General features: G+C 69.1%; 22 protein-coding genes. 16 read left to right on the top strand and 6 right to left on the bottom strand.

What is annotated here, in order from left to right:
* Positions 1 to 116: 116 nt before the first annotated feature.
* The 4 genes from DELCS14_RS24720 to DELCS14_RS24705 form a co-directional block, all read right to left on the bottom strand.
* Complete coding sequence (locus tag DELCS14_RS24720; protein WP_012203459.1) at positions 117 to 896, bottom strand: enoyl-CoA hydratase; 780 nt, start codon at positions 894 to 896, stop codon at positions 117 to 119.
* A 74-nt stretch (positions 897 to 970) separates the two neighbouring features.
* Entirely contained in the window at positions 971 to 2,932 is a 1,962-nt protein-coding gene (locus DELCS14_RS24715) for a M61 family metallopeptidase (RefSeq protein ID WP_013804065.1), read from the bottom strand.
* A 130-nt stretch (positions 2,933 to 3,062) separates the two neighbouring features.
* Positions 3,063 to 3,785 (bottom strand): DsbC family protein, encoded by a 723-nt coding sequence (locus DELCS14_RS24710; RefSeq protein ID WP_013804064.1) that lies wholly within the window; start codon positions 3,783 to 3,785, stop codon positions 3,063 to 3,065.
* 146 nt (positions 3,786 to 3,931) lie between these two features.
* A complete protein-coding gene (locus DELCS14_RS24705; protein ID WP_172642969.1) occupies positions 3,932 to 5,077 on the bottom strand; it encodes an FAD-dependent monooxygenase in 1,146 nt (381 codons plus the stop codon).
* Between the two features lie 174 nt (positions 5,078 to 5,251).
* Here DELCS14_RS24705 and DELCS14_RS24700 point away from each other — a divergent pair, with 174 nt between their 5' ends.
* The 7 genes from DELCS14_RS24700 (at position 5,252) to DELCS14_RS24670 (ending at position 11,898) form a co-directional block, all read left to right on the top strand.
* The gene (locus tag DELCS14_RS24700; protein ID WP_013804062.1) at positions 5,252 to 6,118 is read left to right on the top strand and encodes an MOSC N-terminal beta barrel domain-containing protein; all 867 of its coding nucleotides are present in this window, start codon (positions 5,252 to 5,254) and stop codon (positions 6,116 to 6,118) included.
* Between the two features lie 69 nt (positions 6,119 to 6,187).
* Positions 6,188 to 7,282 (top strand): redox-regulated ATPase YchF, encoded by a 1,095-nt coding sequence (gene ychF / locus DELCS14_RS24695; protein WP_012203464.1) that lies wholly within the window; start codon positions 6,188 to 6,190, stop codon positions 7,280 to 7,282.
* A gap of 160 nt (positions 7,283 to 7,442) precedes the next feature.
* The gene (locus DELCS14_RS24690; RefSeq protein ID WP_013804061.1) at positions 7,443 to 7,985 is read left to right on the top strand and encodes a CbrC family protein; all 543 of its coding nucleotides are present in this window, start codon (positions 7,443 to 7,445) and stop codon (positions 7,983 to 7,985) included.
* Positions 7,886 to 8,866, top strand: coding sequence for an SMI1/KNR4 family protein (locus DELCS14_RS24685; protein ID WP_228676816.1), 981 nt, complete (start codon positions 7,886 to 7,888; stop codon positions 8,864 to 8,866). Before DELCS14_RS24690 ends, DELCS14_RS24685 begins: the two co-directional genes overlap by 100 nt.
* Before the next feature lie 69 nt (positions 8,867 to 8,935).
* Entirely contained in the window at positions 8,936 to 9,886 is a 951-nt protein-coding gene (locus tag DELCS14_RS24680) for a membrane protein (RefSeq protein ID WP_013804059.1), read from the top strand.
* A 124-nt stretch (positions 9,887 to 10,010) separates the two neighbouring features.
* Positions 10,011 to 10,892 (top strand): carboxylating nicotinate-nucleotide diphosphorylase, encoded by an 882-nt coding sequence (gene nadC, locus DELCS14_RS24675; RefSeq protein WP_013804058.1) that lies wholly within the window; start codon positions 10,011 to 10,013, stop codon positions 10,890 to 10,892.
* 10 nt (positions 10,893 to 10,902) lie between these two features.
* Positions 10,903 to 11,898, top strand: a complete 996-nt coding sequence (locus DELCS14_RS24670; RefSeq protein ID WP_013804057.1) for a tripartite tricarboxylate transporter substrate-binding protein — start codon at positions 10,903 to 10,905, stop codon at positions 11,896 to 11,898.
* Positions 11,899 to 11,946: 48 nt separating this feature from the next.
* On the opposite strand, the gene DELCS14_RS24665 is transcribed toward DELCS14_RS24670, so the two are convergent.
* Together DELCS14_RS24665 and DELCS14_RS24660 are read right to left on the bottom strand one after the other, a co-directional pair.
* Positions 11,947 to 12,729, bottom strand: a complete 783-nt coding sequence (locus DELCS14_RS24665; protein WP_013804056.1) for a 3-hydroxybutyrate dehydrogenase — start codon at positions 12,727 to 12,729, stop codon at positions 11,947 to 11,949.
* 157 nt (positions 12,730 to 12,886) lie between these two features.
* Entirely contained in the window at positions 12,887 to 13,816 is a 930-nt protein-coding gene (locus tag DELCS14_RS24660; RefSeq protein WP_013804055.1) for a LysR family transcriptional regulator, read from the bottom strand.
* A 130-nt stretch (positions 13,817 to 13,946) separates the two neighbouring features.
* Between DELCS14_RS24660 and mdlC the strand changes: the two genes are divergently transcribed.
* The 9 genes from mdlC to DELCS14_RS24615 all read left to right on the top strand — a co-directional run bounded on the left by mdlC (position 13,947) and on the right by DELCS14_RS24615 (position 26,654).
* The gene (mdlC, locus tag DELCS14_RS24655; protein ID WP_172642968.1) at positions 13,947 to 15,581 is read left to right on the top strand and encodes a benzoylformate decarboxylase; all 1,635 of its coding nucleotides are present in this window, start codon (positions 13,947 to 13,949) and stop codon (positions 15,579 to 15,581) included.
* 28 nt (positions 15,582 to 15,609) lie between these two features.
* Positions 15,610 to 16,548, top strand: a complete 939-nt coding sequence (locus DELCS14_RS24650; protein ID WP_013804053.1) for a 2-dehydropantoate 2-reductase — start codon at positions 15,610 to 15,612, stop codon at positions 16,546 to 16,548.
* 42 nt (positions 16,549 to 16,590) lie between these two features.
* The gene (locus tag DELCS14_RS24645) at positions 16,591 to 17,565 is read left to right on the top strand and encodes a tripartite tricarboxylate transporter substrate binding protein (RefSeq protein WP_013804052.1); all 975 of its coding nucleotides are present in this window, start codon (positions 16,591 to 16,593) and stop codon (positions 17,563 to 17,565) included.
* Between the two features lie 70 nt (positions 17,566 to 17,635).
* Positions 17,636 to 18,634, top strand: coding sequence for a tripartite tricarboxylate transporter substrate binding protein (locus tag DELCS14_RS24640; protein WP_013804051.1), 999 nt, complete (start codon positions 17,636 to 17,638; stop codon positions 18,632 to 18,634).
* A 447-nt stretch (positions 18,635 to 19,081) separates the two neighbouring features.
* Positions 19,082 to 20,305, top strand: coding sequence for an efflux RND transporter periplasmic adaptor subunit (locus DELCS14_RS24635; protein ID WP_013804050.1), 1,224 nt, complete (start codon positions 19,082 to 19,084; stop codon positions 20,303 to 20,305).
* Positions 20,302 to 23,475: a CusA/CzcA family heavy metal efflux RND transporter gene (locus DELCS14_RS24630; RefSeq protein ID WP_013804049.1), complete on the top strand. Its 3,174-nt coding sequence runs from the start codon at positions 20,302 to 20,304 to the stop codon at positions 23,473 to 23,475. The genes DELCS14_RS24635 and DELCS14_RS24630 overlap by 4 nt, the downstream gene beginning before the upstream one ends.
* Before the next feature lie 11 nt (positions 23,476 to 23,486).
* Positions 23,487 to 24,860 (top strand): TolC family protein, encoded by a 1,374-nt coding sequence (locus tag DELCS14_RS24625; protein ID WP_013804048.1) that lies wholly within the window; start codon positions 23,487 to 23,489, stop codon positions 24,858 to 24,860.
* Between the two features lie 62 nt (positions 24,861 to 24,922).
* The gene (locus tag DELCS14_RS24620; RefSeq protein WP_013804047.1) at positions 24,923 to 26,023 is read left to right on the top strand and encodes an ATP-binding protein; all 1,101 of its coding nucleotides are present in this window, start codon (positions 24,923 to 24,925) and stop codon (positions 26,021 to 26,023) included.
* The gene (locus tag DELCS14_RS24615) at positions 26,016 to 26,654 is read left to right on the top strand and encodes a response regulator (RefSeq protein ID WP_013804046.1); all 639 of its coding nucleotides are present in this window, start codon (positions 26,016 to 26,018) and stop codon (positions 26,652 to 26,654) included. Before DELCS14_RS24620 ends, DELCS14_RS24615 begins: the two co-directional genes overlap by 8 nt.
* Position 26,655 lies beyond the last annotated feature (1 nt).

Below are 26,655 nucleotides of genomic sequence, written 5' to 3'. Positions count from 1 at the left end.
TATATGCAGAATTTTCGGCCCATCCGGCAAGTTGTGCAAATTTCTCGAAATTTCTTTGCGAGAGGCTTGCTGCGCCTTGCCGGAAGACGCGCATTGTAGCGTGACTTTCAGCCCGCTCAGAGATGCTTGAAGCTGGCGGGACGCTTGTTGACGAAGGCGTCCATGCCTTCCTTCTGGTCCTGGGTGGCGAAAAGCGCGTGGAACAGGCGGCGCTCGAACATGACGCCGTCGGCCAGCGAGCCCTCGAAGGCGCGGTTCACCGATTCCTTGGCCGCCATGACGGCAATCTGCGAGAAGCCGCTGATGATGATGGCGGCGCCCAGCGCCTCGTCCATGAGCTTGTCGAAGGGCACGACGCGGCTGACCAGACCGGCGCGCTCGGCTTCGGTGGCGTCCATCATGCGGGCCGTGAGGGCCATGTCCATGGCCTTGGACTTGCCCACGGCGCGCGGCAGGCGCTGCGTGCCGCCGGCGCCGGGGATCACGCCCAGCTTGATTTCCGGCTGGCCGAACTTCGCATTGTCGGCGGCGATGATGAAGTCGCACATCATGGCCAGCTCGCAGCCGCCGCCCAGTGCGAAGCCGCTGACGGCGGCGATCACGGGCTTGCGGATGGAGCGGATGGCTTCCCAGTTGCGCGTGATGTAGTCGCCCTTGTAGGCGTCGGCAAAGCTGTACTTGGCCATGGCGCCGATGTCGGCGCCAGCCGCAAAGGCTTTCTCGCTGCCGGTGATGATCATGCAGCCGATGGCCTCATCGGCATCGAAGGCCTGCAGGGCCTGGCCCAGCTCGTCCATGAGCTGGTCATTGAGCGCGTTGAGCTGCTTGGGGCGGTTGAGCGTGATGATGCCGACCTTGTCGGCTTCGACGCGAACTTCAATCATTTCGTAGGCCAAGGGAGTCTCCTGCTGGGGTTGTCGTCGTGATCCTCAAGAATAACCGGCCGGCGGCGCGGGGCGGCATGCGCCGCTCAGGGCGTGGCAGGCGCCTGCGCGCTGCCCGTGTGCCCGGCCAGCCAGCGTCCAGCGGTCTCCTCGTCCGTGATTTCCAGTCCGAGATTGCTGGGGGCGGGCGCCGCCAGGGTGCCGGATGTGGCAGCTTTTGCATCGCCGTTGTCCGTTTTCTCCACCATGGCGGCGGCCTCGGACAGCAGGCCCGAGCCCCAGGGCAGGGTCAAGGCCAGGATCTGCCGGTCGCGGGCCACCCAGGCGACGATGTCCAGGGCCGTGCCTGCATAAAGCGCCACGTCGTCCAGCCGGGTGATGCGCCAGCGCGCGGGCTGTGAATCCTCGGCGCCGGTGGGCAGCTCGATGGCCAGCCATTCGTCGCCCGCCATGAAGCCTGCGCGTTCGGCCAGGCTGCCGCGCAGCACGGTCTTGATGGTGATGCCCTGGCTTTCCTGCACGCGCAAGCCCAGGCGCTGGGCAGTCTGCGCCGGCTCGGCCTTGGCCTGTACGCCGTGCGCGGCCAGCAGCTCGGCCAGCGGCAGGTCGTCGGTGCCGTGCACCCATTGCGTGATCTCGGGCGCGAAGCTGCGCCCGCCCAGGTCCTGCAGCACGGCCAGCACGTCGGCCTCGCGCATGGGGCCGCCCTGGCAGCGCTGCCACAGCGCGCGCATCACGTCGTCCAGCGTGCTGCGGCCTTCGCGGCGCAGTTGCAGGTCCAGGGCCAGTGCGACCAGGCAGCCCTTGGTGTAGTAGCTGACGGTCTGGTTGGGCGTGTTCTCGTCCTGGCGGTAGTACTTGACCCAGGCGTCATAGCTGGCCTGGGCCACGGACTGCAGGTGTCGGCCCGGCGTCTGCAGCACCTGGTTGATGGTGCGCGTGATGAGCTTGAGGTACTGGGCGTTGTCGATCAGGCCGGCGCGGCGCAGCAGCAGGTCGTCGTAGTAGCTGGTGAAGCCTTCGAAGAACCACAGCAGCTCGGTGTAGTTCTCCTGCCCGTAGTCGTAGCGCGCGAATTCGGCCGGGCGCAGGCGCTTGACGTTCCAGGTGTGGAAGTACTCGTGGCTGATCAGGCCCAGCAAGGTGGTGTAGCCCTCGGCGGCCTTGCGCTCGCCCACGCGCGGCAGGTCGCGCCGGCCGCAGATCAGGGCCGTGGAGTTGCGGTGCTCCAGGCCCCCATAGCCGTCATCGACCACGTTGAGCATGAACACGTAGCGCTGCATGGGCGCGGGCGTGGCCTGCTCGCCCGTACCGTGCCAGAAGGCCAGCACGGTCTCGCAGATCTTGCGTGCGTCGGCAATCAGGCGCGCGCCGTCGAAGCTGGGCGCGGCGCCCGCGACGACGAAGCTGTGCGGCACGCCCGCGGCCACGAAGTCGCCGCGCCAGAAGCTGCCCATCTCCACGGGGCAGTCCACCAATTCGTCGTAGTGGGCGGCGCGGTACAGGCCCCAGCCGCGCGCATCGGTGTCCACGGCGTCCAGGCCGGTCGCTACCTGCCACGATGCCGTGGCATCCGACGCAAGCAGTTGCAGCGTGTGCGGCGTATCTTCCTGGCCGTGCACGCGCAGGCACAGGCTGGTGCCGTTGAAAAAGCCGCGGCGGCGGTCCAGCCAGGCCGTGCGCACGGAGCTGTCATAGGCGCAGAACTGGTAGTGGAGCACCAGCGGCACGCCGGCTGCGCAGTCGGCCTGCCAGAGGTTCTTGCCCTGCTGGGCCAGCGCGACGGGGCGGCCGTCCTGCTCGGCAGACAGGCCCTGGAGGTTCTTGGAGAATTCCCGCACCAGATAGCTGCCGGGAATCCAGACCGGCAGCGACAGGGTCTGGCCGGCGGCCGGGCGGGCGATGTGCAGTTGCACGCTGAACAGGTGCGCGTCCACATCAAGGGCCTGCACGCGGTAGTGGATGTCCGCTGCGGCAGTGGCAGTGGCAGTGGCAGTGGCAGTGGCAGCGGCAGCGGCAGCGGCGGTGGCGGCGAGGGGAGAGGTCATTCGGGCTCCTGCAGGTGTGGCCTGGAGGCTGCCCGGGCCCGCTGCGGCGGGCTGGAGCCGGGAAGCTCCGGCCGAGGGGGATCAGGTGGGCGGGCCCGGCGTCCATGGCGCCGGGCCCGCCCGGTGGCGGTCAGCGCGCGGCTGCGGCTGCGGCTGCGGCCAGGTTCTTCTCGACTTCCTGGGCGCTGATGGCGCCAGGCACGCGGGTGTTGTTGGTGAAGATGACGGTGGGCGTTCCCGTGATCTTGTACTTGCGGCCAAAGGCCAGGTTGCGCTGCACGGCCGAGGTGTCGCACTGGGCGGCGGCCGGCACCTTGTCGCGCAGCATGTGGTCGGCCCATGCACCGGCCTGGTCCTTGGCGCACCAGATGTTGCGCGACTTCTCGGCCGAGTCGGGGCTCAGGATGGGGTACAGGAACAGGTAGATGGTGACGTTGTCCACGGTCTGCAGGTCGCGCTCGAAACGCTTGCAGTAGCCGCAGTTGGGGTCTTCGAACACGGCCATCTTGCGCTCGCCCTTGCCGTGGACGATGGTCACGGCGTCCTTGAGCGGCAGCTGCTTGAAGTCCACCGCCGTCAGCTGGTTCATGCGGTCTTCGGTGAGATTGCGGCGCGCCTTGGTGTCGATCAGCTCGCCCTGGATCAGGTAGTTGCCCTTGGCGTCCGTATAGAACAGGTCCGTGCCGATGCGCACCTCGAAGAGGCCGGACATGGGCGTGGGGCGGATTTCGTCGATCTTTTCCAGCTGGGGAATGCGCTCGGTCAGCGTCTTGCGCAGGTTGGCGTCCTGGGCATGGACACCGAGGCTCCAGGTCAGGCTGGCGGCCGTCAGCAGGCAGGCGAAGAGTTTCATGGCAATGCGGTGGGTGGGCGGGGCCGCGTTCAGGCCGGCCGCGCCGTGGTTGAGGGGGATTGCGCGGCGCGGGGCGCCACGGAGCAGGGGTACGAGTCGCAAAACGGCAAAGGGTTCAACGGCACGGGATCGGCTTGGCTCCAGGCTCAGGCGCCGCTGCGCGGGTCCAGGCCCATGGCCTGGCGCGCCATCCAGTCCTTGAGCGGGCCGAAGCGCTCGAAGCCCTTCATGCCCCAGTTGCGCAGCATCTGCACCGGAACCTCGGAGCGGCTGAACAGCTGCTGCAGCCCGTCCATGGCCAGGCCCATGGGCGCCAGCGCGGCCTTGCGCTCGCGTTCATAGCGGCGCAGCAGGCGCAGATCGCCGGTGCTGCGCCAGTAGCCGCGCTCCTGCAGCACGCGTGCCAGCGCCTGCACATCGCCCAGGCCCAGGTTCAGGCCCTGGCCTGCCAGCGGATGCACGTTGTGGGCGGCATCGCCCACCAGCACCCAGCTGCGGGCCGAGCGTGCATCGCCGTCGGGCATGGAGCCGCACCAGTGGTCGGCCACGGCCTGCTGCAGCGGCCAGGCCATGCGCGGTGCGCTCAGCTCCAGCCGCCCCAGCGCGCCCTGGCTGATGGCTTCCAGCCGCGCGGTGAAATCCTGCGTGTCGGCGGCCAGCCAGCCGTCGGCCAGCTCGCGGGCGATGGACCAGACCACGGCCACGCTGTGGCCTTGCGGGCCGTCCAGCGGCAGCAGGGCCAGGATGCCTTCGGGCGTGAACCACTGTCGCGCCACCTGTCCGTGCGGCAGCTCGCAGTGCAGCCGGGTGGCGATGGCGTGCTGTGCATAGGGCGTGACGGCGAAGTCCACGCCGAACTCGCTGCGCGTGCGGCTGGCGCGGCCCTCGCAGATGGCCGTCAGCGGCGCCGCCACCGGCTGGTCCACCACCTCGACCATGGGCTGGTAGCGCACGGCCTCGGCCAGGCGCTGCTCCAGCGCGGGCACATCAACGATCCAGGTCAGGGCCTCGACATCCTGGCTGGCTGCGTCGAACAGCACATGGCCGTCAAGGTCGCCAAAGACCTCCATTTGCGTCACGGGCGTGGCGTGCTGGTCATCGGGCCAGCAGCGCAGGCTGTCCAGCAGGCCGCGTGCGCTGGCATTGAGCGCGTAGGCGCGCACATCGGGCGCGTTGCCGGTCGGCGCGGCCACCACCAGGGCCACGCGCAGCCGTTCCCGGGCCAGCAGGAGAGCCAGGGTCCGGCCTGCAATGCCGGCCCCGCGTATACATACATCAAAGGTTTGCGCCATGGCCGGCATTGTAGGAGTCCGGGCCATGCCGGGGATTCCAACTGGCGCAAACTCCGGCTTTGGCATGACCTGCCGCAGCCTGCGTCGCCATCTGGCATATTGCCGCCCATCGCATGGCGCCATTCGCACCATGGATGGCATACACACTCCAGATTTCCCACAAAGAGCTATCCGATGTTTGACCAAGAAAGAGACGTGCAGGGCCGCATTGCCCAGTTGTGGGTGTATCCCGTCAAATCCTGCGCGGGCATCGCGCTGCAAAGCAGCGGCGTCGGCGCCACCGGCCTGGCCTGGGACCGCCACTGGATGGTGGTCGATGCGCAGGGCGAATTCCTGACCCAGCGCGACCATCCGCGCATGGCCTGGATACGCCCCGAGCTGGAGGCCGGGCACCTGGTGCTGCACTTTCCCCAGCAGCCGCCGCTGCGCATCGCGCTGCAGGCCACGGGGCCGGAGCGCCGGGCGCGCGTCTGGTCGGACTGGGTGCAGGCCTGGGACATGGGCCCCGAGGCCGCCCGCTGGCTGACGCAGGCCCTTGGCACGGACTGCTCCCTGGTGCGCTTCGACCCGGCGGCGCCGCGCCGCACCAGCGAGCGCTGGACCGGGGGCGAGGCCGCACCTGTGCACTTCGCGGACGGCTATCCGCTGCTGGTACTGAGCCAGGCCGCCATCGAAGAACTCAACCAGCGCCTGCAGGCGGCCGGCCACGCCCCGGTGGACGCACGGCGCTTTCGCCCCAACATCGTGATCGAAGGCCTGGAAGCCCATGACGAGGACCGGGTCGACGGGCTCGACGTGCTCGATGCCCAGGGCCTGCGGCTGCGCATGGCCAAGCCCTGCACACGCTGCCCCATTCCCGACATCGACCCCGTCACGGCCGTGCAGGGCACCGCCGTGGGTGACGCCATCCGTACCTACCGCCAGGACGACCGTGTCGATGGCGCCATCACCTTCGGCATGAATGCCGTGCTGGAAGGCCTGCACGACGGGGCCGAACTGGTCGTTGGCCAGTCCGTGGCCGGCGACTGGCAGTTCGCCTGAAACGACAGGAAATGCCCGGTTGACTAAAATACGGGGTTTGTCCCCAGAATCCCTGTAGAAAGCCCTGCCATGAGCCTCAAATGCGGCATCGTGGGCCTGCCCAATGTGGGCAAGTCCACTCTCTTCAACGCGCTGACGAAGGCCGGCATCGCCGCCGAGAACTATCCCTTCTGCACCATCGAGCCGAACACCGGCGTGGTGGAAGTGCCCGATCCGCGCCTGCAGAAGCTGGCCGACATCATCACGCCCGAGCGCATCGTCCCGGCCATCGTCGAATTCGTGGACATCGCGGGCCTGGTGGCCGGCGCCTCCAAGGGTGAAGGCCTGGGCAACCAGTTCCTGGCCCACATCCGCGAGACCGACGCCATCGTCAACGTGGTGCGCTGCTTTGAAGACCCGAACGTCATCCACGTGGCCAACAAGGTGGACCCCATCGCCGACATCGAGGTCATCCAGACCGAGCTGTGCCTGGCCGACCTGGCCACCGTCGAGAAGGCGCTGAACCGCTACAGCAAGGCCGCCAAGTCGGGCAACGACAAGGAAGCCGCCAAGGTGGTGGCGCTGCTGACCCCCATCCAGGCTGCCCTGGACCAGGGCAAGCCCGCACGCACGGTGCCCGTCTCCAAGGAAGACGCGCCCCTGCTCAAGCAGTTCTGCCTGATCACCGCCAAGCCCGCCATGTTCGTGGGCAACGTCAGCGAAGACGGCTTCGAGAACAACCCGCTGCTCGACAGCCTCAAGGCCTATGCCGAGGCACAAGGCGCTCCCGTCGTGGCCATCTGCGCCAAGATCGAGGCTGAAATGGCCGAGATGAGCGACGAGGACCGCGACATGTTCCTGCAGGAACTGGGCCTGGAAGAACCCGGCCTGAACCGCCTGATCCGCGCCGGCTTCGGCCTGCTGGGCCTGCAGACCTACTTCACGGCCGGCGTCAAGGAAGTGCGCGCCTGGACCATCAAGGTCGGCGACACCGCCCCCCAGGCCGCAGGCGTCATCCACGGCGACTTCGAGCGCGGCTTCATCCGCGCCCAGACCATCGCCTTCGACGACTTCATCGCCTTCAAGGGCGAGCAAGGCGCCAAGGACGCGGGCAAGATGCGCGCCGAAGGCAAGGAATATGTCGTCAAGGATGGCGACGTGATGAACTTCCTGTTCAACGTCTGAGGCGGCACATGCTGCAGCGGGGCTGCTAGAGCAGCTCCCGCGCTTCTCGGAAAAACCGCGCTTTGCGCGGTTTTTTCTTGCCAGAAACGTTCATTCCCACGCGCTGAGCTGCCATGGACAATGGCACCTTTCCAATCAATCGGGAAAGAGAGTCCGTGCAATGGAACGCCCGCATTTCAGATTCCATCCCGGTGCCTATGAAACCGTCTTCGAGCAGGAAGAGGGTGTGTGTTCCTGCTGCGGACAAAACCGCAGCCTCAAGTACGAAGGCCCGTTCTACAGCCAACAAAGCCCCGACTACCTGTGTCCCTGGTGCATTGCCAGCGGGCAGGCTTGCGAGACATACCACGGCGAACTTGTGGGATATACCGATATCGAAGGCGTGTCGCCTGACCCGGCCGACCCGGAACCCACCATCGCCAGGGAACTGCTGTTGGAGATCGCGCAGCGCACGCCCGGCTACAGGGCCTGGCAGCAGCCTGTGTGGCTCACGCACTGCAACGCACCCTGTGTCTTCCTGGGTCACGCCGACAGGCAGGCCGTCGAGCCTTTCCTTGCTGAAGTCCTGCCCGACATCGAAGGCAGCTACAGGAACGATGCGCAGTGGATGCTGGAGCGCATGTCCACGGACGGCATGATTTCCGGCTGCCTTTTCCAGTGCGTGCATTGCGGCCGGCATCGGCTGCATATGGACGTGGGATGAATCCAATGACCACCTACGCCGACCTCTCCATCCAGACCGGCATTGCGCTGCCGCCGCTGTTGAGCGACCTCCTGGCATCGGGAAAGACCGTCTACGGTCCGGATTGGGCCGCCACCTGGCGCCAGCGCTGCCTGCAGGACCCACCCTTGTTCATGAGTTGGCAGGACTTCGAATGGATAGACGCCGAAGCCAGCCGGGAAATCATCGAGGGCTGGCTTCATCCTGGCGCACAGAACGGCCGGAGCTTTCTGCCATTCGCCCAGTCGGGCGCCGGCGATGCCTGGTGCCTGACGCCGCTGGACACGCATGGCGTGGGCGTGGCGCTGGTGTTGCACGATGACGAGGCCAGCAGTGTTTCGCACGCCTGCTTCGATGACTTTGTCTGCGCGGGATTTCTGCAGACCTTTGCGGACCTGAGCGATCAGCTGGATGACTTTTCCCAGTCGGAGGCTTTGCAACTGTTGCAGGCCGATGTCGCACAGACCGCGCGCTTCATGACGCAGGAGTTGGGCGACTATCTGCAGGATTTCTGCCGGCGCCCCTTGGAGATCAGGCCTTGGCGCGATGGGCCCCGGGCGCGTGTTCGCCATGTGGCTTCATTGATTTCACAGGATGAATTGGCGGCCGAACTGGACCGGCTGCCTGCCGTGGACCTTTCCTTTCCCGTCTTGGCGCGCTGGGAGGTGCGTTCGGTGGAGGAGGGAGACGCGCGGCATGGCCCTGCGCCAGAGTCCGCAAAGATCGACTGGCGGACCCTCGCCGCCGATCCCCTGCAGAAGATGGCGGCCATCAGGGGCTGCCAGAGCGAGCATGGCTGTAGCCTGGGACAGGCCAAGGCCATGGTGGACCAGTACATCGGAAGCTTGGGCCGCTCTGCCTGAACGCGGGCGGACCGGCCCCTGCAACCCACCATAATCACCCATCCCGCCAACCGACCGTCCCTTACCTTCGTGCCCCACCCCACCAGTCCCGCAGCCTCTCCCATCCATGCCGAACTCGTTGCCGTGCTGGCGGCGGTGACCCAGGGCACACCGCGCGTGCTGACCACGGCGGACGGGCAGTTGCTGCCGGCGGGGCCGTTCGAGGTGGGGCACCGTTCGCTGCAGGCCGGCCTGCGCGCCTGGGTGGAGGAGCAGACCCATCACCCGCTGGGCTACATGGAGCAGCTCTACACCTTTGCCGATGGCGATCGCACCGATGCCAGCGGGGCGCGCGTGATCTCGGTCAGCTACCTGGGGCTGACGCGCGAGTCTGCCGACCGCAGCGCGGGGCAGGCCGTCTGGCAGGACTGGTACCGCTACTTTCCCTGGGAAGACTGGCGCGGCGGCGAGCCGGCCCTGCTGCGCTCCCACATCGCTCCGCGCCTGCATGCCTGGATGGCCGAGGCGCGCGGCGCCCAGCGTGCGCTGCGGCGCCAGCGCGCGGACATCGCCTTCGGCCTGGACGGCGGGCCCTGGAACGAGGACATGGTGCTGCAGCGCTACGAACTGCTGTACGAGGCCGGGCTGGTGCAGGAGGCGGCCCACCGCGTCCATGGCGCGGCCGCCATGCTGCCCGGCGAGGCCATGCACCACGACCACCGCCGCATCCTGGCCACGGGCATGGCGCGGCTGCGCGCCAAGATCAAGTACCGGCCCGTGGTGTTCGAGCTGATGCCGCCCGAGTTCACGCTGCTGCAGCTGCAGCAGACGGTGGAGGCCCTGGCCGGGCGCGGGCTGCACAAGCAGAACTTCCGCCGCCTGATCGAGCAGCAGGATCTGGTCGAGGAGACCGGCCAGCTCACGGTGGGTTCGGCGGGCCGGCCGGCCAAGCTGTTCCGCTTTCGCAGCGATGTGCTGCTGGAGCGCGCCATCTCCGGCAGCAAGCTGCCCCTGGCCAAGGGCATCGACGGTTCTCCCTGAGCCGCACGGCACTTGCCCGATTGTGACAATGGCTTGACAGCACTTATGCTCGTATCTAGCATAAGTTCCTCGCTCAAGCCCGCAAGGCCGCGCGCCACATTTTTTTGACCTACATATACTCAAAATGAGCATTAATATTGCCAATGCCCTCAGTGCCCGCCTGCCGGTACCGCCGCTGCCCGACCTGATGCTGGAGCCGCTGGTGCGCTCGGCCCTGCTGGAAGACCTGGGCCGCGCGGGCGACCTGACCACGGATGCCATCGTCCCTGCGGACGCACAGGCCGAACTGCGCCTGGTGGCGCGCCAGGAGGGCGTGCTGGCCGGGCTGGACATGGCGCGGCTGGCGTTCCGTGCGCTGGATGCGCAGTCACGTTTCGAGCCGGTGCTGCGCGATGGCAGCGAACTGGCTCCCGCCCAGGAGATCGCGCGCATCCACGGCAGCGCGCGCGCCATCCTCACCGCCGAGCGCGTGGCGCTCAACTACCTGTGCCACCTGAGCGGCGTGGCCACGGCCACGGCATCGATCGCGCGGGCCATCGCCGACACGGGCGCACGCGTGACCTGCACGCGCAAGACCATGCCGGGCCTGCGTGCGCTGCAGAAATACGCCGTGCGCGTGGGCGGCGGCAGCAACCACCGCTTCGGCCTGGACGATGCCGTGCTGATCAAGGACAACCACATCGCGCTGGCAGGCGGCGTGGCCGAGGCCCTGGCCCGGGCGCGCGCAGGCGTGGGCCACATGGTGCAGATCCAGCTGGAGGTGGACACGCTGGAGCAGCTGGAGGTGGCGCTGTCCCTGGGCGTGGAAGTGGTGCTGCTGGACAACATGGACCTGGACACGCTGCGCACGGCCGTCTCCATGGCGCGCGGGCGCGCGGTGACCGAAGCCTCGGGCCGCATCACGCCAGAGACGGCGCGTGCCGTGGCCGAGACCGGCGTGGACCAGATCGCCGTGGGCTGGATCACGCACAGCGCCCGGGTTCTCGACATCGGCCTTGACACCTGAGGACTCGGCCATGGCATTTTCTTTGCGCGGGCGGGGACTCTGGACGCTGGCGGCCTGCGCGCTGCTGGCTGGCGCATCGGGGCTGTGGCTGGCGGCGCCGGGCAAGGCCGGCACGCGCCTGGAGCGGCCCATCACCATCGTTGTGACCTTTCCGCCGGGCGGCGGCACGGACCTGCTGGCGCGGCGCCTGGGCGAGCAGCTGCAGCAGCGCCTGGGCCAGCCCGTGGTGGTGGAGAACCGGCCCGGCGCCAGCGGCAACATCGGCGCCCATGCCGTGGCCCAGGCCGCGGCGGACGGCAGCACCTTGCTGATGGCCAACAGCTCGTTCGCCATCAACCCCGGTGTCTACGAGCGCCTGGATTTCGACCCGCGCAAGGACTTCACGGCGGTGTTCAACGCAGGCTCCATCGCCTCGGTGCTGGTCGTGCCTGCGGACAGCGCGCTGCAGACGCTGGAGGATGCGCTGGCCCAGGCGCGCCAGGAACGGCCGCTGCTGTTCGCCTCCTGCGGCAACGGCACGCCCCAGCACCTGGCGGGCGAAATGCTGGCCCGCGACGCGAAGCGCTTTGTGCAGCATGTGCCCTACAAGGGCTGCGGCCCGGCCATCACGGCCGTGGCGGCAGGCCAGGTGGCGGCGGGCATGGTCACGGCCAGCAGTGCCTCGGCCATGATCGCTGCAGGCCGCGTGCGCGCCCTGGCCGTCACGGCGCCACAGCGACTGCCGCAGCTGTCCGGCGTTCCCACGGTGGCCGAGCGCGGCCTGCCGGGCTTTGCGGTGGAGCAGTGGCACGGCCTGCTGGCACCTGCCGCCACGCCCCGGGCCACGGTGCAGGCATTGCATGACACGCTGGAGCAGGCGCTGGCCGATCCCGCCGTCAGCGCTGGCTTGCGCGACCAGGGCTACACCCTGGCGCGGCAGACACCGGGTCAATTCCAGGCGCTGATCGCAGCCGACATCGACCGCTATGCGGCCGTGACCCGGGCGCTGGGCCTGAAGGCCGATTGAGGGCCAGAGAAGGGCCAGAGAAGGGCCAGAGAAGGGCCGATTGGCGACTTACTGCATGAACCAGCCGTGGCTGACCACCAGCGACTGGCCGGTCAGCGCATTGCTGGGGAAGCCCGCGAACAGCAGGGCCACGCGGGCCACGTCCTCGGTGGTGGTGAACTCGCCGTCCACGGTTTCCTTGAGCATCACGTTCTTGATGACCTCGTCCTCGCTGATGCCCAGCGTGCGGGCCTGCTCGGGAATCTGCTTGTCCACCAGCGGCGTGCGTACGAAGCCCGGGCAGATCACATTGGCGCGCACGCCGTGCTTGGCGCCTTCCTTGGCCACGGTCTTGGCCAGTCCGATCAGGCCGTGCTTGGCCGTGACATAGGGCGCCTTGAGCAGCGAGGCCTCCTTGGAGTGCACCGATCCCATGTAGATCACGCTGCCGCCGCGGCCCTGCGCATACATGTGCTTGAGGCAGGCGCGCGTGGTGAGGAAGGCGCCGTCCAGGTGGATGGCCAGCATCTTCTTCCAGTCGGCAAAGCTGAATTCCTCCACCGGATGCACGATCTGTATCCCGGCATTGCTGACCAGGATGTCGATGCCGCCGAAGGCCCGGGCGGCCTCCTCGACCGAGGCGTTGACCTGGGCCTCGTCGGTCACGTCCACGGCCACGCCCATGGCCTGGGCTCCCGTGGCGCGCAGCTCGGCCGCCGTGGCATCGGCCGCCTCCTTGTTGAGGTCGGCAATGACGATGCGCGCGCCCTCGCTGGCGAACAGCCTGGCGATCTCCTTGCCGATGCCGCTGGCCGAGCCGGTGATGAAGGCGACCTTGTCCTTGAGTTGCATGGTGAGTCTTTCCTGGAGAGTGGATGAAACAGGCCGGTGCCCATCTTCGGCGCGGCCGGCCGCGTGCCCTTGTCGGCGCAGGGACCAGTCTGGCGCCGGTTTCTTAGACGAAACTGAGTCGGCAGGCCCGCAAGTCATGGCTGTGACGGCCGGCCCTTCAGGGCGCGGCGGCCTCGCGGTGCCGGGGCTGCTGGAACAGCTCGCAGACCAGTTCGCGCAGCCAGCGCTTGGCCGGTTCCTGCTCGAAGCGCCAGCTCCAGTGCAGCGACACGTCGAAGCGGTGATCGGGCAGGTCGGCATCGCGCACCGCATAGCCACCGCGCTCGACAAAGCCGGCCGCGATCTCGGCCGGCATGATCACCGCCAGGTCGGTCTTGCCCACGATGGAGGGCACGGCCATGAAATGTGCGGCCGACAGGCGGATGCGCTCATCGAGCCGCAGCGCCTGCAGGATGCGCAAGGTTTCCGAGTGCGAGCGCACCGCGGCAAAGTCCAGCTGGCGCAGCGTGGCCAGAGCCAGTGGCGCGCCTTCGGGCACGTGCGCCAGCGCGGGGTGGCCGCTGCGCAGCAGCACGCCGTAATGGTCGGACAGCAGCACGGTCTGCCGGGTCCGCGTGCCACCCGGCAGAAAGCCGATGGCGATGTCCAGCGTGCCTCGGTCCAGCGCATCGGCAATGCCGTCCAGTGGCATGGGCAGGGTCTCCAGCTGCACATGCGGGGCGCGCTGGTGCAGCGCCTGCATCAGCGGCGGCAGAAAGCGCGCCTCGCCGATGTCGCTCAGGTGGATGCGAAAGCGCTGGCGCGCCTGCAGTGGCTCGAAGCTCTGGGCCTCGGACATGGCGACTTCCAGCACCTCCAGCGCCTGGCGCACGGCCAGCGCCAGGCGTTCGGCACGCGGCGTGGGGCGCACGCCCGCATGCGCGCGCTCGAACAGCGGATTGCCCAGCAGCAGGCGCAGCCGCGTCACGGCCTGGCTGGCGGCGGGCTGGGACATGCCCAGCTCCTCGGCCGCGCGGCTGACGCTGCAGTGGCGGTACACGGCGTCAAAGACGCGCAGCAGGTTGAGGTCCAGGTTCTTGATATCCATTTGGTGAATATCTCTTAGATAGTTTATTCAATTGCTGGAAATCATAAGCGCCTGCACCATGGGCACCGACTTCCATGGCCACCGCGCGGCACGCACCGGGCGGCCGGCCCATTCCCCAGGAGCCCCCATCTTGCAAGCACCCACCACCCCCCGCAGCCAGCCCGCCCAGACTTCCCCCTCCACCGCGACCTACACCGTGCGCCATGCCGTGATCGCCATGCTGCGCGAGCTGGGCATGACGCGCATCTTCGGCAACCCGGGCTCGACCGAGCTGCCGCTGTTCCGCGACTACCCCGAAGACTTCTCCTATGTGCTGGGCCTGCAGGAAACCGTGGTCGTGGGCATGGCCGACGGCCATGCCCAGGCCACGCGCAATGCCAGCTTCGTGAACCTGCATTCGGCTGCGGGCGTGGGCCATGCCATGGCCAACATCTTCACGGCCTTCAAGAACCGCACGCCCCTGGTGATCACGGCGGGCCAGCAGGCGCGCTCGCTGCTGCAGTTCGACCCCTTCCTGCACTCCAACCAGGCCGCCGAGCTGCCCAAGCCCTATGTGAAGTGGAGCTGCGAGCCCGCGCGCGCCGAAGACGTGCCCCAGGCGCTGGCGCGCGCCTACTACATCGCCATGCAGGAGCCGCGCGGCCCCGTGCTGGTCTCCATTCCCGCCGATGACTGGGACAAGCCGGCCGAGCCCGTCAGGCTGCGCCATGTGGGCTTCGAGACCCGGCCCGATCCGCGCACGCTGGACCTCATCGGCCAGGCGCTGGACGCCGCGCGTGCCCCGGCCCTGGTCGTGGGCGCGGCCGTGGACCGGGCCCAGGGCTGGGATGCCGTGGTCGCGCTGGCCGAGCGCCACCAGGCCCGCGTCTTCGTGGCCCCCATGAGCGGGCGCTGCAGCTTCCCCGAGGACCATCCCCTGTTCGCCGGCTTCCTGCCCGCCATGCGCGAGCGCATCGTGCAGCTGCTGTCCGGCCATGACGTGGTCTTCGCCGTGGGCGCGGCCGCCTTCACCTACCACGTGGAAGGCGAGGGCCCGCACATCCCCGAAGGCACGGCGCTCTACCAACTGATCGAGGATCCGGCCATTGCCGCCTGGGCCCCTGTGGGCACGGCCGCCGTGGGCAATGTGCGCATGGGCGTGGAGGAGCTGCTGCAGCGCCCCGCACCCGCACCGCGCCAGGCGCCCGCACCCCGGCCCGCAGCGCCCGTGCCGGCCGCGCCCGCCGCAGGCGAGCGCATGTCGGTGGCCTTTGCCATGCACACGCTGGCCCAGGTGCGCGACCGCCACAGCATCGTGGTGGAAGAGGCGCCCAGCTCGCGCTCCACCATCCAGACCTACCTGCCCATCTTCCACTCGGGCACCTTCTACACCATGTGCAGCGGCGGCCTGGGCCACAGCATGCCGGCCGCCGTGGGCGTGGCGCTGGCAAAGCCCGAGGCCAAGGTGGTCGCCGTCATCGGCGACGGCTCGGCCATGTACGCCATCCAGGCCCTCTGGAGTGCAGCCCAACTGCGCCTGCCCATCAGCTTCGTGATCCTCAAGAACCGCCGCTATGCGGCGCTGCAGGACTTCGCCCATGTCTTCGGCTACCGCGAGGGCGAGAAGGTCGAGGGCACGGAACTGCCCGACATCGACTTCGTGGCGCTGGCGCGTGGCCAGGGCTGCGACGGCGTGCATGTGGAGAACGCGGCCGAGCTGGCCGATGTGCTGGCCCGCGCGCTGGCCCATCCCAAGCCCATCGTGGTCGAGGTCGAGGTCGCCTGAGGCGAAGCCCCCTGCAGGAGACACGGCAATGGAAAACACAAGAAGCATAGGCATCCTCGGCGCAGGCGCCATGGGCACCCTGTTCGGGGCGCGGCTGGCCCGCATCGGCCTGGACGTGACCCTGGTCGATGTGAACGACGAGCTGCTGCAGGCCCTGAACCGTGATGGCGCGCGCTGCCACACCGATGAGGGGCTGCTGCAGGCCCGCGTGCAGGCCGCGCGGGCCGAGCAGCTCACGGCGGGGCCCGCGCTGTGGCTGGTCTTCACCAAGTCGGCCCATACGCGGGCCGCGCTGCAGGGCATTGCGCATCTCATCGGGCCGGACACGCATTTCCTGAGCCTGCAAAACGGCATAGGCCATGCCGATGTGCTGCGCGAGCGGGTGCCGGTCGAACGCATCGCCGTGGGCGTGACCACCTGGCCTGCGCGCGTGATGTCGCCGGGCGAGGTCAGCTCCATGGGGCAGGGCGGTATCCGCTTCATGCCTTGCGATGGCCAGCGCAGCGCGGTCTTCGACCTGCTGGCGGAAGACCTCAACCGCGCAGGCATGCATTGCAGCATCGACCCGCAGGTGCAGGAGGCCATCTGGGAGAAGCTGGCCTTCAATGCCGCCTTCAACGGCGTGTGCGCCGTGACGCGCCAGACCGTGGACGGACTGGCCAATCCGCAGGGCGAGGCCCTGCTGCAGCGCGTGCTGGACGAGGTGCTGTCCGTCGCCCACGCCCATGGCGTCGCTGCCAGCGCCGAGCGCGTGGGCGCGGCCGTGCGCGATGCGCTGGACCACCACCGGGGCCACCAGCCCTCGATGCTGCAGGACCTGCTGGCCGGCCGTGCCACCGAGACGGGCGCCATCCATGGCGCCGTGCTGCAGGTGGCCGACCGCCTGGGCATTGCCGTGCCCGTGACGCGCACGCTGCATGCACTGGTCAGCCTGTCGGAGAACGCGGGCGCCGTCGCACCGCGCTGAACGCGCTCAAGGCAAAACGAGCCACTACAAGAAGGAGACAAGATGCTGCGCAGACAAGCACTCAAGGCCGCACTGGCCATAGGCGCCCCGCCCCTGCTGGGCATGGGCACGGCACGCGCACAGAACGGCAAGCCCGTCGAATGGGTGGTGGGCTTTGCCGCAGGCGGCGGCTCGGACGCCGTGGCGCGCACCGTGGGCGAGTCCTTTGGCAAGGCCCTGGGCCGCACCGTGGTCGTCATGAACAAGCCCGGGGCCGGCACCAACATCGCCGCCGAATACGCGGCGCGCACGCGCGAGCTGGGCAGCCTGGTCTTCACGGCCGACTTCGCCACGCTGGCGGCCAACCCCCACCTGTTTCGCAAGCTGGCCTACAACGCCGAGAAGGACTTCGTGCCCATCGGCCTGCTGGCGCGCTTTCCGCTGTTCCTCGTGGTCGGCAACCAGCTGCCGGTGCACAACCTGCAGGAGTTCACGCAGTGGGTGAAGGCCCAGCCAGGCCCCGTCAGCTACGGCAGCCCGGGGCTGGGCACGCCCCACCACCTGGCCACCGAACTGCTGTCGCAGCGCCTGGGCCTGAAGATGTCTCATGTGCCCTATCGCGGCGCGGGGCCGGCCCTGATCGACGTGATCGGCGGCCAGATCCCCTTCATGCTGGCCGACAGCGCGGCGGCGGCCCAGCACATTGCGGCGGGCAAGCTGCGCGTCATCGGCGTGGCCAGCGCCGAGCGGCTCAAGAGCCACCCGTCCGTGCCCACGCTGGCCGAGCAGGGCGTGAAGGACTTCGAGGCCCATGCCTGGCAGGGCCTGGTCGCACCCGCAGGCACGGACGACGCCACCGTACAGGCCTGGTCCGTGGCGCTGCAGCAGGCGCTGCGCTCGCCTGCCGTGCTGGCGCGTTTCGAGGCGCTGTCGCTGGAGCCGCTGCCCGGCACGCCTGCGCAGATGCGTGACTACTGGCGCAGCGAAAGCCGGCGCTGGGGCCAGGTCATCGAGTCGGCGGGCATACGGCTGGATTGACCGTAGCGCCGCTGCTGCTTCAGGCGTCCTCACCGTTTTCAAGAACTCATAACCCAAGGAGACATAGCTCATGCACAAGACAACCCCCTTCAGCCGCTGGCGCCGCCTGGGCCTGCTGGCCCTGCTGGGCGCGACGGCCTCGGTCCCTGCGCTGGCGCAGAAGGCCGGCGACAAATGGCCCGAGCGCCCCGTGCGCCTGGTGGTGAACTTCGCGCCCGGCGGCGCGGCCGATGTGCTGGCGCGCGCCATCACGCCCACCATGTCCCAGGTGCTGGGCCAGTCGGTGGTGGTGGACAACAAGCCCGGCGCGGGCGGCAACATCGGCATCAGCGAAACCGTGCGCGCGCCCAAGGATGGCTACACGCTGCTGCTGAGCTCGGGCGGGGCCATCACCATCAACCCGATGATCTACAGCAAGCTGGCCTTCAATCCCGAAAAGGACTTGACGCCCGTGGCTGCCGTGGCGCGCGTGCATGTGTTCCTGGAGACCAATCCCGCCGTGCCCGCCACCAACGTGGCCGAGTTCATCAAGCATCTGAAGGCCAATCCCGGCAAGCTGTCCTACGGCTCGCCGGGCCAGGGCAGCTCGCCGCACCTGGCCGGCGAGATGTTCAAGCGCATGGCCGGTGTCGATGCCGTGCACGCCCCCTACAAGGGCGCGGGCCCGGCGCTCAGCGACGTGCTCAGCGGGCAGCTGCAGTTCTGGTTCGACCCGGGTCCGGGCCTCAAGCAGGTCGAGGCGGGCAAGCTGCGCCTGCTGGCCATCGGCAGCCCGCACCGCTCGCCGCAGTACCCCAACGTGCCCACGCTGGCCGAAAGCGGCCTGCCGGGCTTTGATGCCGACACGCTGTTCGGCATCTACGCGCCCACGGGCACGCCCGAATCGGTGATCGAGGCCGTGCGCACTGCCGTGGCCAAGGCGCTGGAGCAAAAGAACGTCAACGATGTCATCCTCACCCTGGGCGCCACGCCCGCGCCCCTGAGCCGCAAGGCCTTCATCGACCACCACGCCACCGAGCGCGAGCGCTTCGGCGAACTGGTGAAAGCCATCGGCCTGAAAGTGGACTGACCTTTCCCGCAGGCCATCGCCCGCAAGCCGCCCGCTCCGCGCTGGCGGCTTTTTGCTTTTCGGGCCGGGCCGAGGGGGCCGGGCCGATCGGGCCTTGTGCCGGCCATCTTCTATACGAAGGTATATCCCGCATCCACCAATGAACAGGCCAGCCTTCCCAACAAAGGCTGGCCGCAGGCACTTTCGCCTTTGATAATTCCGGGCACATATTGCACTGCAGCAAACAGGGCTCCCGGCCTGCACGGGGACTGCGCCACCCACACGCAAAGGAGTACCCCATGGACCCCGATCCTGATTCCGATCCCGATCCTGCCAGGCGCTGCCGCGCCGTCCCTTTCCGTCTTTCCCTTCTTCCATTTCTTGATCTGCCCGGACCTGGGCGGAGGCCTGTGATCGCCTGAAGGGGCGAGAGGTCTGCGCGGGTCCGTGGCACCCGGAGACCTCAGGATGACCCGCTTTCTCGCTTCTGAACGACCAGGCCGACCCCATGGCCAACCACATGGCCGACCCCATGACCTGCACCAGCGCCATCCCTTGCTGGCGGCTGCATGGCCTGTGGGCGGGCTGCTGATCAGCGTGGCCATGGCCGCCTGCAACGGCCCGGCCGAAACCCAGGCTGCAGTAGCAACCCCCGCCACCGCCGCCCCGCAGCCGGCTCCCGTGCGCCGCGAAGGCAACCTCATCGTAGTGCCCGAAGGCTCGCCGCTGCGCCAGCGCCTGCAGGTGGCCGAGATCGCCCTGCAGCCGCTGCAGACCCGCCTGTCGGCCCCCGCCACCATCGAGGCCGAGCCTGAAAAGCTGGTCCGCATCACGCCGCCCGTGGCGGGCCGCCTGGTGCGCCTGCACCACCAGCTGGGCGATGCGGTGAAGGCCGGCGATGCGCTGATCACCATGGACTCCTCTGAGATCTCCAGCGTGCGTGCCGAGCACGCCAAGTCCCAGGCCGCGCTGCTGCACGCGCGCCAGGAATTCGACCGCCAGAAGCTGCTGTTCGATGCCGAGATCGCCGCGCGCAAGGACTACGAGGCCGCGCAGCAGTCGCTGGCCGCCGCGGGGGCCGACGCGCGCGCCGCCTCCGACCACCTGTCCCAGCTGGGTGCGGCCGTGCAGGAAGGCTCGCGCGGCAGCTACGTGGTCAAGTCGCCCATCAGCGGCCGCGTGGTCGAGATGGCGGGCTCGCAGGGCGGCTACTGGAACGATGTGAATGCCTCCGTCATGACCGTGGCCGACCTGCGCAAGGTCTGGCTCAGCGCCAGCGTCAGCGAGCGCGACCTGGCCCATGTGGACGTGGGCCAGCAGGCCCACATCGCGCTGGCCGCCTATCCCGACCTGCAGCTGCAGGGCCGCGTGCAGTACGTGGGCGAGCTGGTGGACACCGCCACGCGCAGCGTCAAGGTGCGCGTGGCCGTGGACAACCCCGAAGGGCGGCTGCGCCCCGGCATGTTTGCGCGCGTGGGCTTCGACGCCCCGGCGCGCCAGGCCGTGATGGTGCCGGCCGCGGCCCTGCTGCAGGGCCAGGTCAGCACGCGCGTCTTCGTGGACAAGGGCGGCTGGCGCTTCGAGCCGCGCGACGTGCAGGTCGGCGCGCAGCAGGACGGCCAGGCCGAGATCCTCTCGGGCCTGGCGGCCGGCGAGCGCGTGGTGGTCAACGGGGGAGTGCTGCTGCAATGATCGAGCGCATCGTCAACATCGGCTTTTCGCGCCGCGGCGTGGTCTGGCTGGTCTTTTGCTTCGCGGCCCTGTATGGCGTGTTCAGCTGGAAGCAGCTGCCGCTGGAGGCCTACCCCGACATTGCCGACGTGACCTCGCAGATCGTCACCCAGGTGCCAGGCCTTGCGGCCGAGGAGATAGAGCAGCAGATCACCATCCCGCTGGAGCGCGCGCTGCTGGCCACGCCCGGCATGCACGTGCTGCGCTCGCGCAGCCTGTTCGCGCTGTCGCTGATTACCGTGGTCTTCGAGGACGGCGTGGACGGCTACTGGGCGCGCCAGCGCCTGAAGGAGCGCATCGACGAGGTCACGCTGCCCTATGGTGCCCGCGCCGGGCTGGACCCCTACAGCTCGCCCACGGGCGAGGTCTACCGCTACACGCTGGAAAGCCCCGTGCGCAGCCTGCGCGAGCTGTCCGAGCTGCAGCAGTGGGTGGTGATCCCGCGCCTGAAGAAGGCGCAGTCCGTGGTGGACGTGACCAACTTCGGCGGCCTGACCACGCAGTTCATGCTGGAGCTGGACCCGGCGCGGCTGCTGCAGTACGGACTGGCGCTGTCGCAGGTGATCGAGGCCATCAATGCCAACAACGCCAGCGGCGGCGGCAGCGTCATCGACCGGGGCGATGTCTCCTATGTGGTGCGCGGCGTGGGCCTGCTGGGCTCGCTGGACGACATGGGCAACGTGGTCGTCAAGACCACGGACAGCGGCACGCCCGTGCTGGTCAAGGACCTGGGGCGGCTGACCTACGGCAACGTGGAGCGGCGCGGCATCCTGGGCAAGGACGGCAACTCCGACACCCTGCAGGGCATCGTGCTGCTGCTCAAGGGCTCCAACCCCTCGCAGGCGCTGGAGGGCATCCACGCCGCCGTGGAGGAGCTCAACGGCAAGCTGCTGCCGCCCGACGTGAAGGTGGTGCCCTACCTGGACCGCACCACGCTGATCGAGCGCACCACCCACACCGTGGGCAAGACCCTGGCCGAAGGCCTGATCGTCGTCGCCTTGGTGCTGCTGGTCTTCCTGGGCAGCCCGCGCGCGGCGCTGATCGTGGCGCTGACCATTCCCATGGCGCTGCTGCTGGCCTTCATCTTCATGCACCACGCGAAGATTCCGGCCAACCTGCTGTCGCTGGGCGCCATCGACTTCGGCATCCTGGTGGACGGCGCCGTGGTCGTGGTCGAGAACATCCTGCGGCGCTGCGAGGCCGACCAGAACCGACCGCTCACGCCCAGGGACGCCATCACGGCCACGCTGCAGGTGGCGCGGCCCATCTTCTTCGGCATGTGCGTGATCGCGGCCGCCTACCTGCCGCTGTTCGCCTTCGAGCGCATCGAGTACAAGCTGTTCTCGCCCATGGCCAGCGCCGTGGGCGCGGCCCTGGTCGGGGCGCTGGCCGTGGCCCTGCTGCTCACGCCGGCCCTGGCCTGGCTGGCCTTCCGCAGGCCGCGCAAGATCTTCCACAACCCCGTGCTGCACCGGCTGGGCGTGGGCTATGACCGCTTCCTGGGCGTGGCCGTGGGCCGCGTGCGCTGGCTGGCGGGGGCGGTGGCGGCCTCGCTGCTGGCGCTGGGCGTGCTGGCGGGCACCATGGGCCGCGACTTCCTGCCGTACCTGGACGAAGGCTCCATCTGGCTGCAGGTGCAGATGCCGCCCGGCATCACGCTGGACAAGGCGCGCGACATGGCCGACGCGCTGCGCAGCGCCGCGCTGGAGTTCCCCGAGGTCTCCTACATCGTCACCCAGACCGGGCGCAACGATGACGGCACCGACTACTGGACGCCCTCGCACATCGAGGCCAGCGTGGGCCTGCATCCCTATGGCGAATGGAAGTCGGGCCTGACCAAGCAGCAGCTGATCGCGAAGATGGCCGCGCGCTTCGACCAGCTGCCCGGTTATTCCGTGGGCTTCATGCAGCCCATGATCGACGGCGTGCAGGACAAGCTGTCCGGCGCGCACAGCGACCTCACGGTAAAGGTCTTCGGCCAGGATCTGGCCGAAGACCGGCGCGTGGCCGATGCCCTGGTGGCCGTGCTGGAGAAAGTGCCCGGCGCGGCCGACGTGGCCGTGGACGTGGAGCCGCCGCTGCCCAACCTGCGCATTGCGCTGGACCGCGCGGCGGCCGCGCGCTATGGCATCAATGCCTCCGAGGTGGCGCAGCTCATCTCCACCGGCGTGGGCGGGGCCTCCATCGGCCAGCTCTACGTGGGCGAGCGCAGCTACGACATGGCCGTGCGCTTCACGCCCGACACGCGCAGCAGCCCCGAGGCCATCGGCGCGCTGCGCCTGTCGGCGGCCAATGGCGCCCAGGTGCCGCTGGCCGACGTGGCGCGCATCACCACCACCGTGGGCCAGAGCGTCATCGTGCGCGAGGGCGGCGAGCGCCACATCCTCGTCAAGCTCAATGTGCGCGGCCGCGACCTGGCGGGCTTCCTCAAGGATGCGCACACCGCCATCGACCAGCACCTGGACTACGACCGCCAGAAGCTGCACATCGAGTGGGGCGGCCAGTTCGAGAACCTGCAGCGTGCCGAGGCGCGGCTGCTCATGATCCTGCCGCTGACGCTGGGCATCATGCTGGTGCTGCTGTTCGGCGAGTTCGGCAACCTGCGCCAGCCGCTGCTGGTGCTGGGCGTGGTGCCGCTGGCCATGATCGGCGGCTTTGCGGGCCTGCACCTGCGCGGCATGACGCTCAACGTCTCCAGCGCCGTGGGCTTCATCGCGCTGTTCGGCGTGGCGGTGCTCTCGGGCGTGCTCATGGTCTCGCAGATCAACCGGCTGCGCCGCGAGGACGGCCTGGGCCTGCGCGAAGCCGTGCTCGAAGGCGCCTCCAGCCGCATGCGCCCTGTGCTGATGACGGCCACCGTCGCCGCCTTCGGCCTCACGCCGGCCATGCTGGCCACGGGCCTGGGCAGCGACGTGCAGCGGCCCCTGGCCACGGTCGTGGTCTGCGGCCTGTTCAGCGCCACCTTGCTGACCCTGCTGCTGCTGCCCAACCTCTACTACGTGATCGAGGCCCGTGCCGCCCGCGCGGCCGAGCGCCGCCAGCGCCGCGCCGCTGAACGCGGTGAGAGCGGCGAACCGGATGCCGCCGAGGACGAGGGCCGCCGGCACACCGCAACGAGCCAACCCCATTGATGCGAGTCGCCATGCAAACGACCCCTTTCTTCCCCAGGCAGGCCCTGGCCCTGCTGCTGTGCCTTGGCGCCGCAGCCCAGGCGCAGACGGCGCCGTCCGCCGTGGCTGTTGCAGCCACAGGAACTGCAACTGCAACTGCAACGGCAGCACCTGCCGGCCTGCGCTTTTCCGACTACCTCAACGCCGTGGAGCAGCACAGCCCCCTGCTGCGCTCGGAGGAGCAGGGCGTGGAATCCGCGCGTGCCGGCATCGGCATCGCCGGCATTCGCCCCGACCCCAACCTCACGCTGGGCGCCTCGCGCGAGCAGGTGCGCACCGGCCAGCCCCGGCCCACCACGCGCAACTACGAGATCAGCATGGAGCTGGAGACGGGCGGCAAGCGCGCCGCGCGCATCCAGTCCGCACGCAGCCAGGTGCGCCTGTCCGAGGCCGGCCTTGAAGGCGTGCGCAGCCAGCTGTTCTCCGATGCCGCCCAGGACTACACCCAGGCCTGCCGCGACTCGCTGGCGCTGGAGCGCAAGCAGCAGACGCTGAAGGCACTGGGCGACGTGGTGCAGGCCAACGAGCTGCGGCGCAAGGCCGGCGACATCGGCGGCGTGGAATGGCTGCAGTCGCGCGTGGAGCGCGACCGCTTCCAGGCCGAGGTGGTGCAGGCGCGCGCAGAGGCGCAGACCGCGCGGCTGGCGCTGTCCGTCCCGCTGGGGCGCCGCCTGTCCGAAGTCTTTGCCAGCGACACGCTGCAATGCGGCTTCATGGAATTGGCCGAAGACTCGGGGCTGGAGGATGCCGACGCCCTGGTCGCCCAGGCGCTGCAGTCGCGCGCCGAGGTGCGCATCGCCCAGGCGGCGCTGGAGCATGCACGCGACAACGCGGGCCTGGCCCAGGCCAACCGCTGGGTCAATCCCACGCTGGCGGTGGGCATGGCCGCCGTGCCGTCCACGGCGGCCGGCACCGATGCCCAGGGCAATCCCTTCGATGGCGGCGGGCGCTCGCGCACGCTGTCGGTCTCGGTCAGCGTGCCGCTGCCGCTGTCGCGCCTGGACCGGGGCGATCTGGTGCAGGCCGAGGCGGCCGTGACCCAGGCCATGCTGGCCCTGCAGCAGGCCCAGAACCGGGCCGAGGCCGATGTGCGCGGCGCGCGCTTTCGCCTGACCGCCGCGCGCGAGAACGTGCAGCGCTACCGCGACGGCGTGCTGCGCGACGCGCAGCGCGTGCTCGAGGGCATGCGCCTGTCCTACCGGCATGGCGAGGCTTCGCTGCTGGAGCTGCTGTCCGCCCAGCGCTCGGCCGACGAGGCCTACCTGGGATCGCTGGAGGCAGAGACCGAGCTGGCCAAGGCCACCGTGGAGCTCCAACTGAGCGTGGGCCGGCGCCCCGCCCTCTGATCGCGGGAGGGCAGGGCATCTTGCGACACAATCGACACGCCCTCATCGCAGCCCTGCACGTCATGACCACCGCTCTGCGCCGCTTTCCCCATTGGCCTCGGGCCCTGATCCTGGCGGCCATGGGCGTCGCCATGGCCGCGATCTTCGCGCTGGACACGCTGACCGACTACGCCGTGGCGGCCGCCGTGTTCCATACCGCCATCATCCTGGTGGCAGTGCGCTGGTTCAGCCCGCGCGTGGTCATCGGCCTCACGGCGCTGTGCATCGTGCTGACCCTGGCCAGCTTTGCGCTCACGCCTGCCGGTGCCTATCGCACCGGACTGATCAACATGGTGATCAGCATCCTGGCCATTGCCATCACGGCCTATCTGGGCCTGAAGATGGTGGCGGCCCAGAACGCGGCCCATGAGGCGCGCACCCAGCTGATGCGCATCACCCAGACCACCAGCCTGGGGCAGTTGACGGCCTCCATCGCCCATGAGGTCAACCAGCCGCTGGCGGCCATCGTCACCAGCGGCAATGCCTGCCAGCGCTGGCTGGCCCAGGAGCCGCCCAATCTGGCCAAGGCCGGCCAGGCGCTGGAGCGCATCCTGGGCGATGCGCAGCGCGCCAGCGATGTCATTGCCCGCATCCGCAGCATGGCGCGCGGCGAGGCGCCCAGCCGCCAGTCCTTCGACCTCAACGACGCCGTGCGCGAGATGGCGCGCCTGTCGGACGCCGAGCTGGACCGGCGCGGCGTGGCCCTGGACCTGCAACTGGCGCCCGCGCTGCAGCCGGCCTGGGCCGACCGCGTGCACATCCAGCAGGTGCTGGCCAACCTGCTGATCAATGCCATGGATGCCATGCAGGGCACGCCGGCCGCGCAGCGGCGCATCACCGTCACCACCCAGGCCCTGGGCCAGCAACTGGTACTGACCGTGGCCGATGCGGGCGAAGGCCTGTCGCCGCTGGCCCGCACCCACCTGTTCGATGCCTTCTGGACCACCAAGCCCGACGGCATGGGCCTGGGCCTGAACATCTGCCGCCACATGGCCGAGGCCAACGGCGGCCGCATCTGGGCCACGGACCGCGAGGACATGCGCGGCGGCACGGTCTTTCACATCACCATTGCCTGCGCCCCGGCCACGGGCGACAGGTCTTCCACGGGATTGCGCCATGGCTGAACCTTCCACGGCCGAAGCCGAGGCACTTGTCTACATCGTCGATGACGACGCCTCGGTGCGTGCCGCCATCGAGGACCTGCTGGCCTCGGTGGGCCTGTGCGTGCGCGCCTTCGGCGCCACGCGCGAGTTTCTGGACCACTGGCAGCGGCAGCCGCCCGCGGGGCCTGCATGCCTGGTGCTGGACATCCGCATGCCGGGCCAAAGCGGCATGGACTTCCGGCGCCAGATGCTGGAGATGGGCCTGAAGCTGCCCACCATCTTCATCACCGGCCATGGCGACATTCCCATGAGCGTGGAGGCCATGAAGACCGGCGCCATCGAGTTCCTGACCAAGCCCTTCCGCGACCAGGACCTGCTGGACGCCATACAGCAGGGCATTGCCCTGGACCGCCAGCGCCGCGCGCTGGAGGCCGGCGAACAGGCGCTGCGCGCCTGCTGGCAGTCGCTGTCGCCGGGCGAGCAGGAGGTGGTCGTGGGCGTGGTGCGCGGCCTGCTGAACAAGCAGATCGCGGCAGACCTGGGCGTGAGCGAGATCACGGTGAAGGTGCGGCGTGGCCAGGCCATGCGCAAGATGCAGGTGCGCACGCTGGCCGACCTGGTGCGTGCGCTGGAGCGGCTGGATATCCGCTGAG

It is taken from the genome of Delftia sp. Cs1-4, assembly GCF_000214395.1.
Lineage (GTDB): Bacteria > Pseudomonadota > Gammaproteobacteria > Burkholderiales > Burkholderiaceae_C > Comamonas > Comamonas acidovorans.
This window is presented reverse-complemented; position numbering and strand designations above follow the sequence as displayed.

What these genes read in the sequence shown, in the direction of transcription:
- DELCS14_RS24715 (WP_013804065.1), bottom strand. Translation starts at nt 2,932, where the DNA reads ATGACCTCTCCCCTCGCCGCCACCGCCGCTGCCGCTGCCGCTGCCACT.
- DELCS14_RS24710 (WP_013804064.1), bottom strand. Translation starts at nt 3,785, where the DNA reads ATGAAACTCTTCGCCTGCCTGCTGACGGCCGCCAGCCTGACCTGGAGC.
- DELCS14_RS24705 (WP_172642969.1), bottom strand. Translation starts at nt 5,077, where the DNA reads ATGGCGCAAACCTTTGATGTATGTATACGCGGGGCCGGCATTGCAGGC.
- DELCS14_RS24700 (WP_013804062.1), top strand. Translation starts at nt 5,252, where the DNA reads ATGTTTGACCAAGAAAGAGACGTGCAGGGCCGCATTGCCCAGTTGTGG.
- ychF (WP_012203464.1), top strand. Translation starts at nt 6,188, where the DNA reads ATGAGCCTCAAATGCGGCATCGTGGGCCTGCCCAATGTGGGCAAGTCC.
- DELCS14_RS24690 (WP_013804061.1), top strand. Translation starts at nt 7,443, where the DNA reads ATGGAACGCCCGCATTTCAGATTCCATCCCGGTGCCTATGAAACCGTC.
- nadC (WP_013804058.1), top strand. Translation starts at nt 10,011, where the DNA reads ATGAGCATTAATATTGCCAATGCCCTCAGTGCCCGCCTGCCGGTACCG.
- DELCS14_RS24670 (WP_013804057.1), top strand. Translation starts at nt 10,903, where the DNA reads ATGGCATTTTCTTTGCGCGGGCGGGGACTCTGGACGCTGGCGGCCTGC.
- DELCS14_RS24665 (WP_013804056.1), bottom strand. Translation starts at nt 12,729, where the DNA reads ATGCAACTCAAGGACAAGGTCGCCTTCATCACCGGCTCGGCCAGCGGC.
- DELCS14_RS24660 (WP_013804055.1), bottom strand. Translation starts at nt 13,816, where the DNA reads ATGGATATCAAGAACCTGGACCTCAACCTGCTGCGCGTCTTTGACGCC.
- DELCS14_RS24650 (WP_013804053.1), top strand. Translation starts at nt 15,610, where the DNA reads ATGGAAAACACAAGAAGCATAGGCATCCTCGGCGCAGGCGCCATGGGC.
- DELCS14_RS24645 (WP_013804052.1), top strand. Translation starts at nt 16,591, where the DNA reads ATGCTGCGCAGACAAGCACTCAAGGCCGCACTGGCCATAGGCGCCCCG.
- DELCS14_RS24640 (WP_013804051.1), top strand. Translation starts at nt 17,636, where the DNA reads ATGCACAAGACAACCCCCTTCAGCCGCTGGCGCCGCCTGGGCCTGCTG.
- DELCS14_RS24635 (WP_013804050.1), top strand. Translation starts at nt 19,082, where the DNA reads ATGACCCGCTTTCTCGCTTCTGAACGACCAGGCCGACCCCATGGCCAA.
- DELCS14_RS24630 (WP_013804049.1), top strand. Translation starts at nt 20,302, where the DNA reads ATGATCGAGCGCATCGTCAACATCGGCTTTTCGCGCCGCGGCGTGGTC.
- DELCS14_RS24625 (WP_013804048.1), top strand. Translation starts at nt 23,487, where the DNA reads ATGCAAACGACCCCTTTCTTCCCCAGGCAGGCCCTGGCCCTGCTGCTG.
- DELCS14_RS24620 (WP_013804047.1), top strand. Translation starts at nt 24,923, where the DNA reads ATGACCACCGCTCTGCGCCGCTTTCCCCATTGGCCTCGGGCCCTGATC.
- DELCS14_RS24615 (WP_013804046.1), top strand. Translation starts at nt 26,016, where the DNA reads ATGGCTGAACCTTCCACGGCCGAAGCCGAGGCACTTGTCTACATCGTC.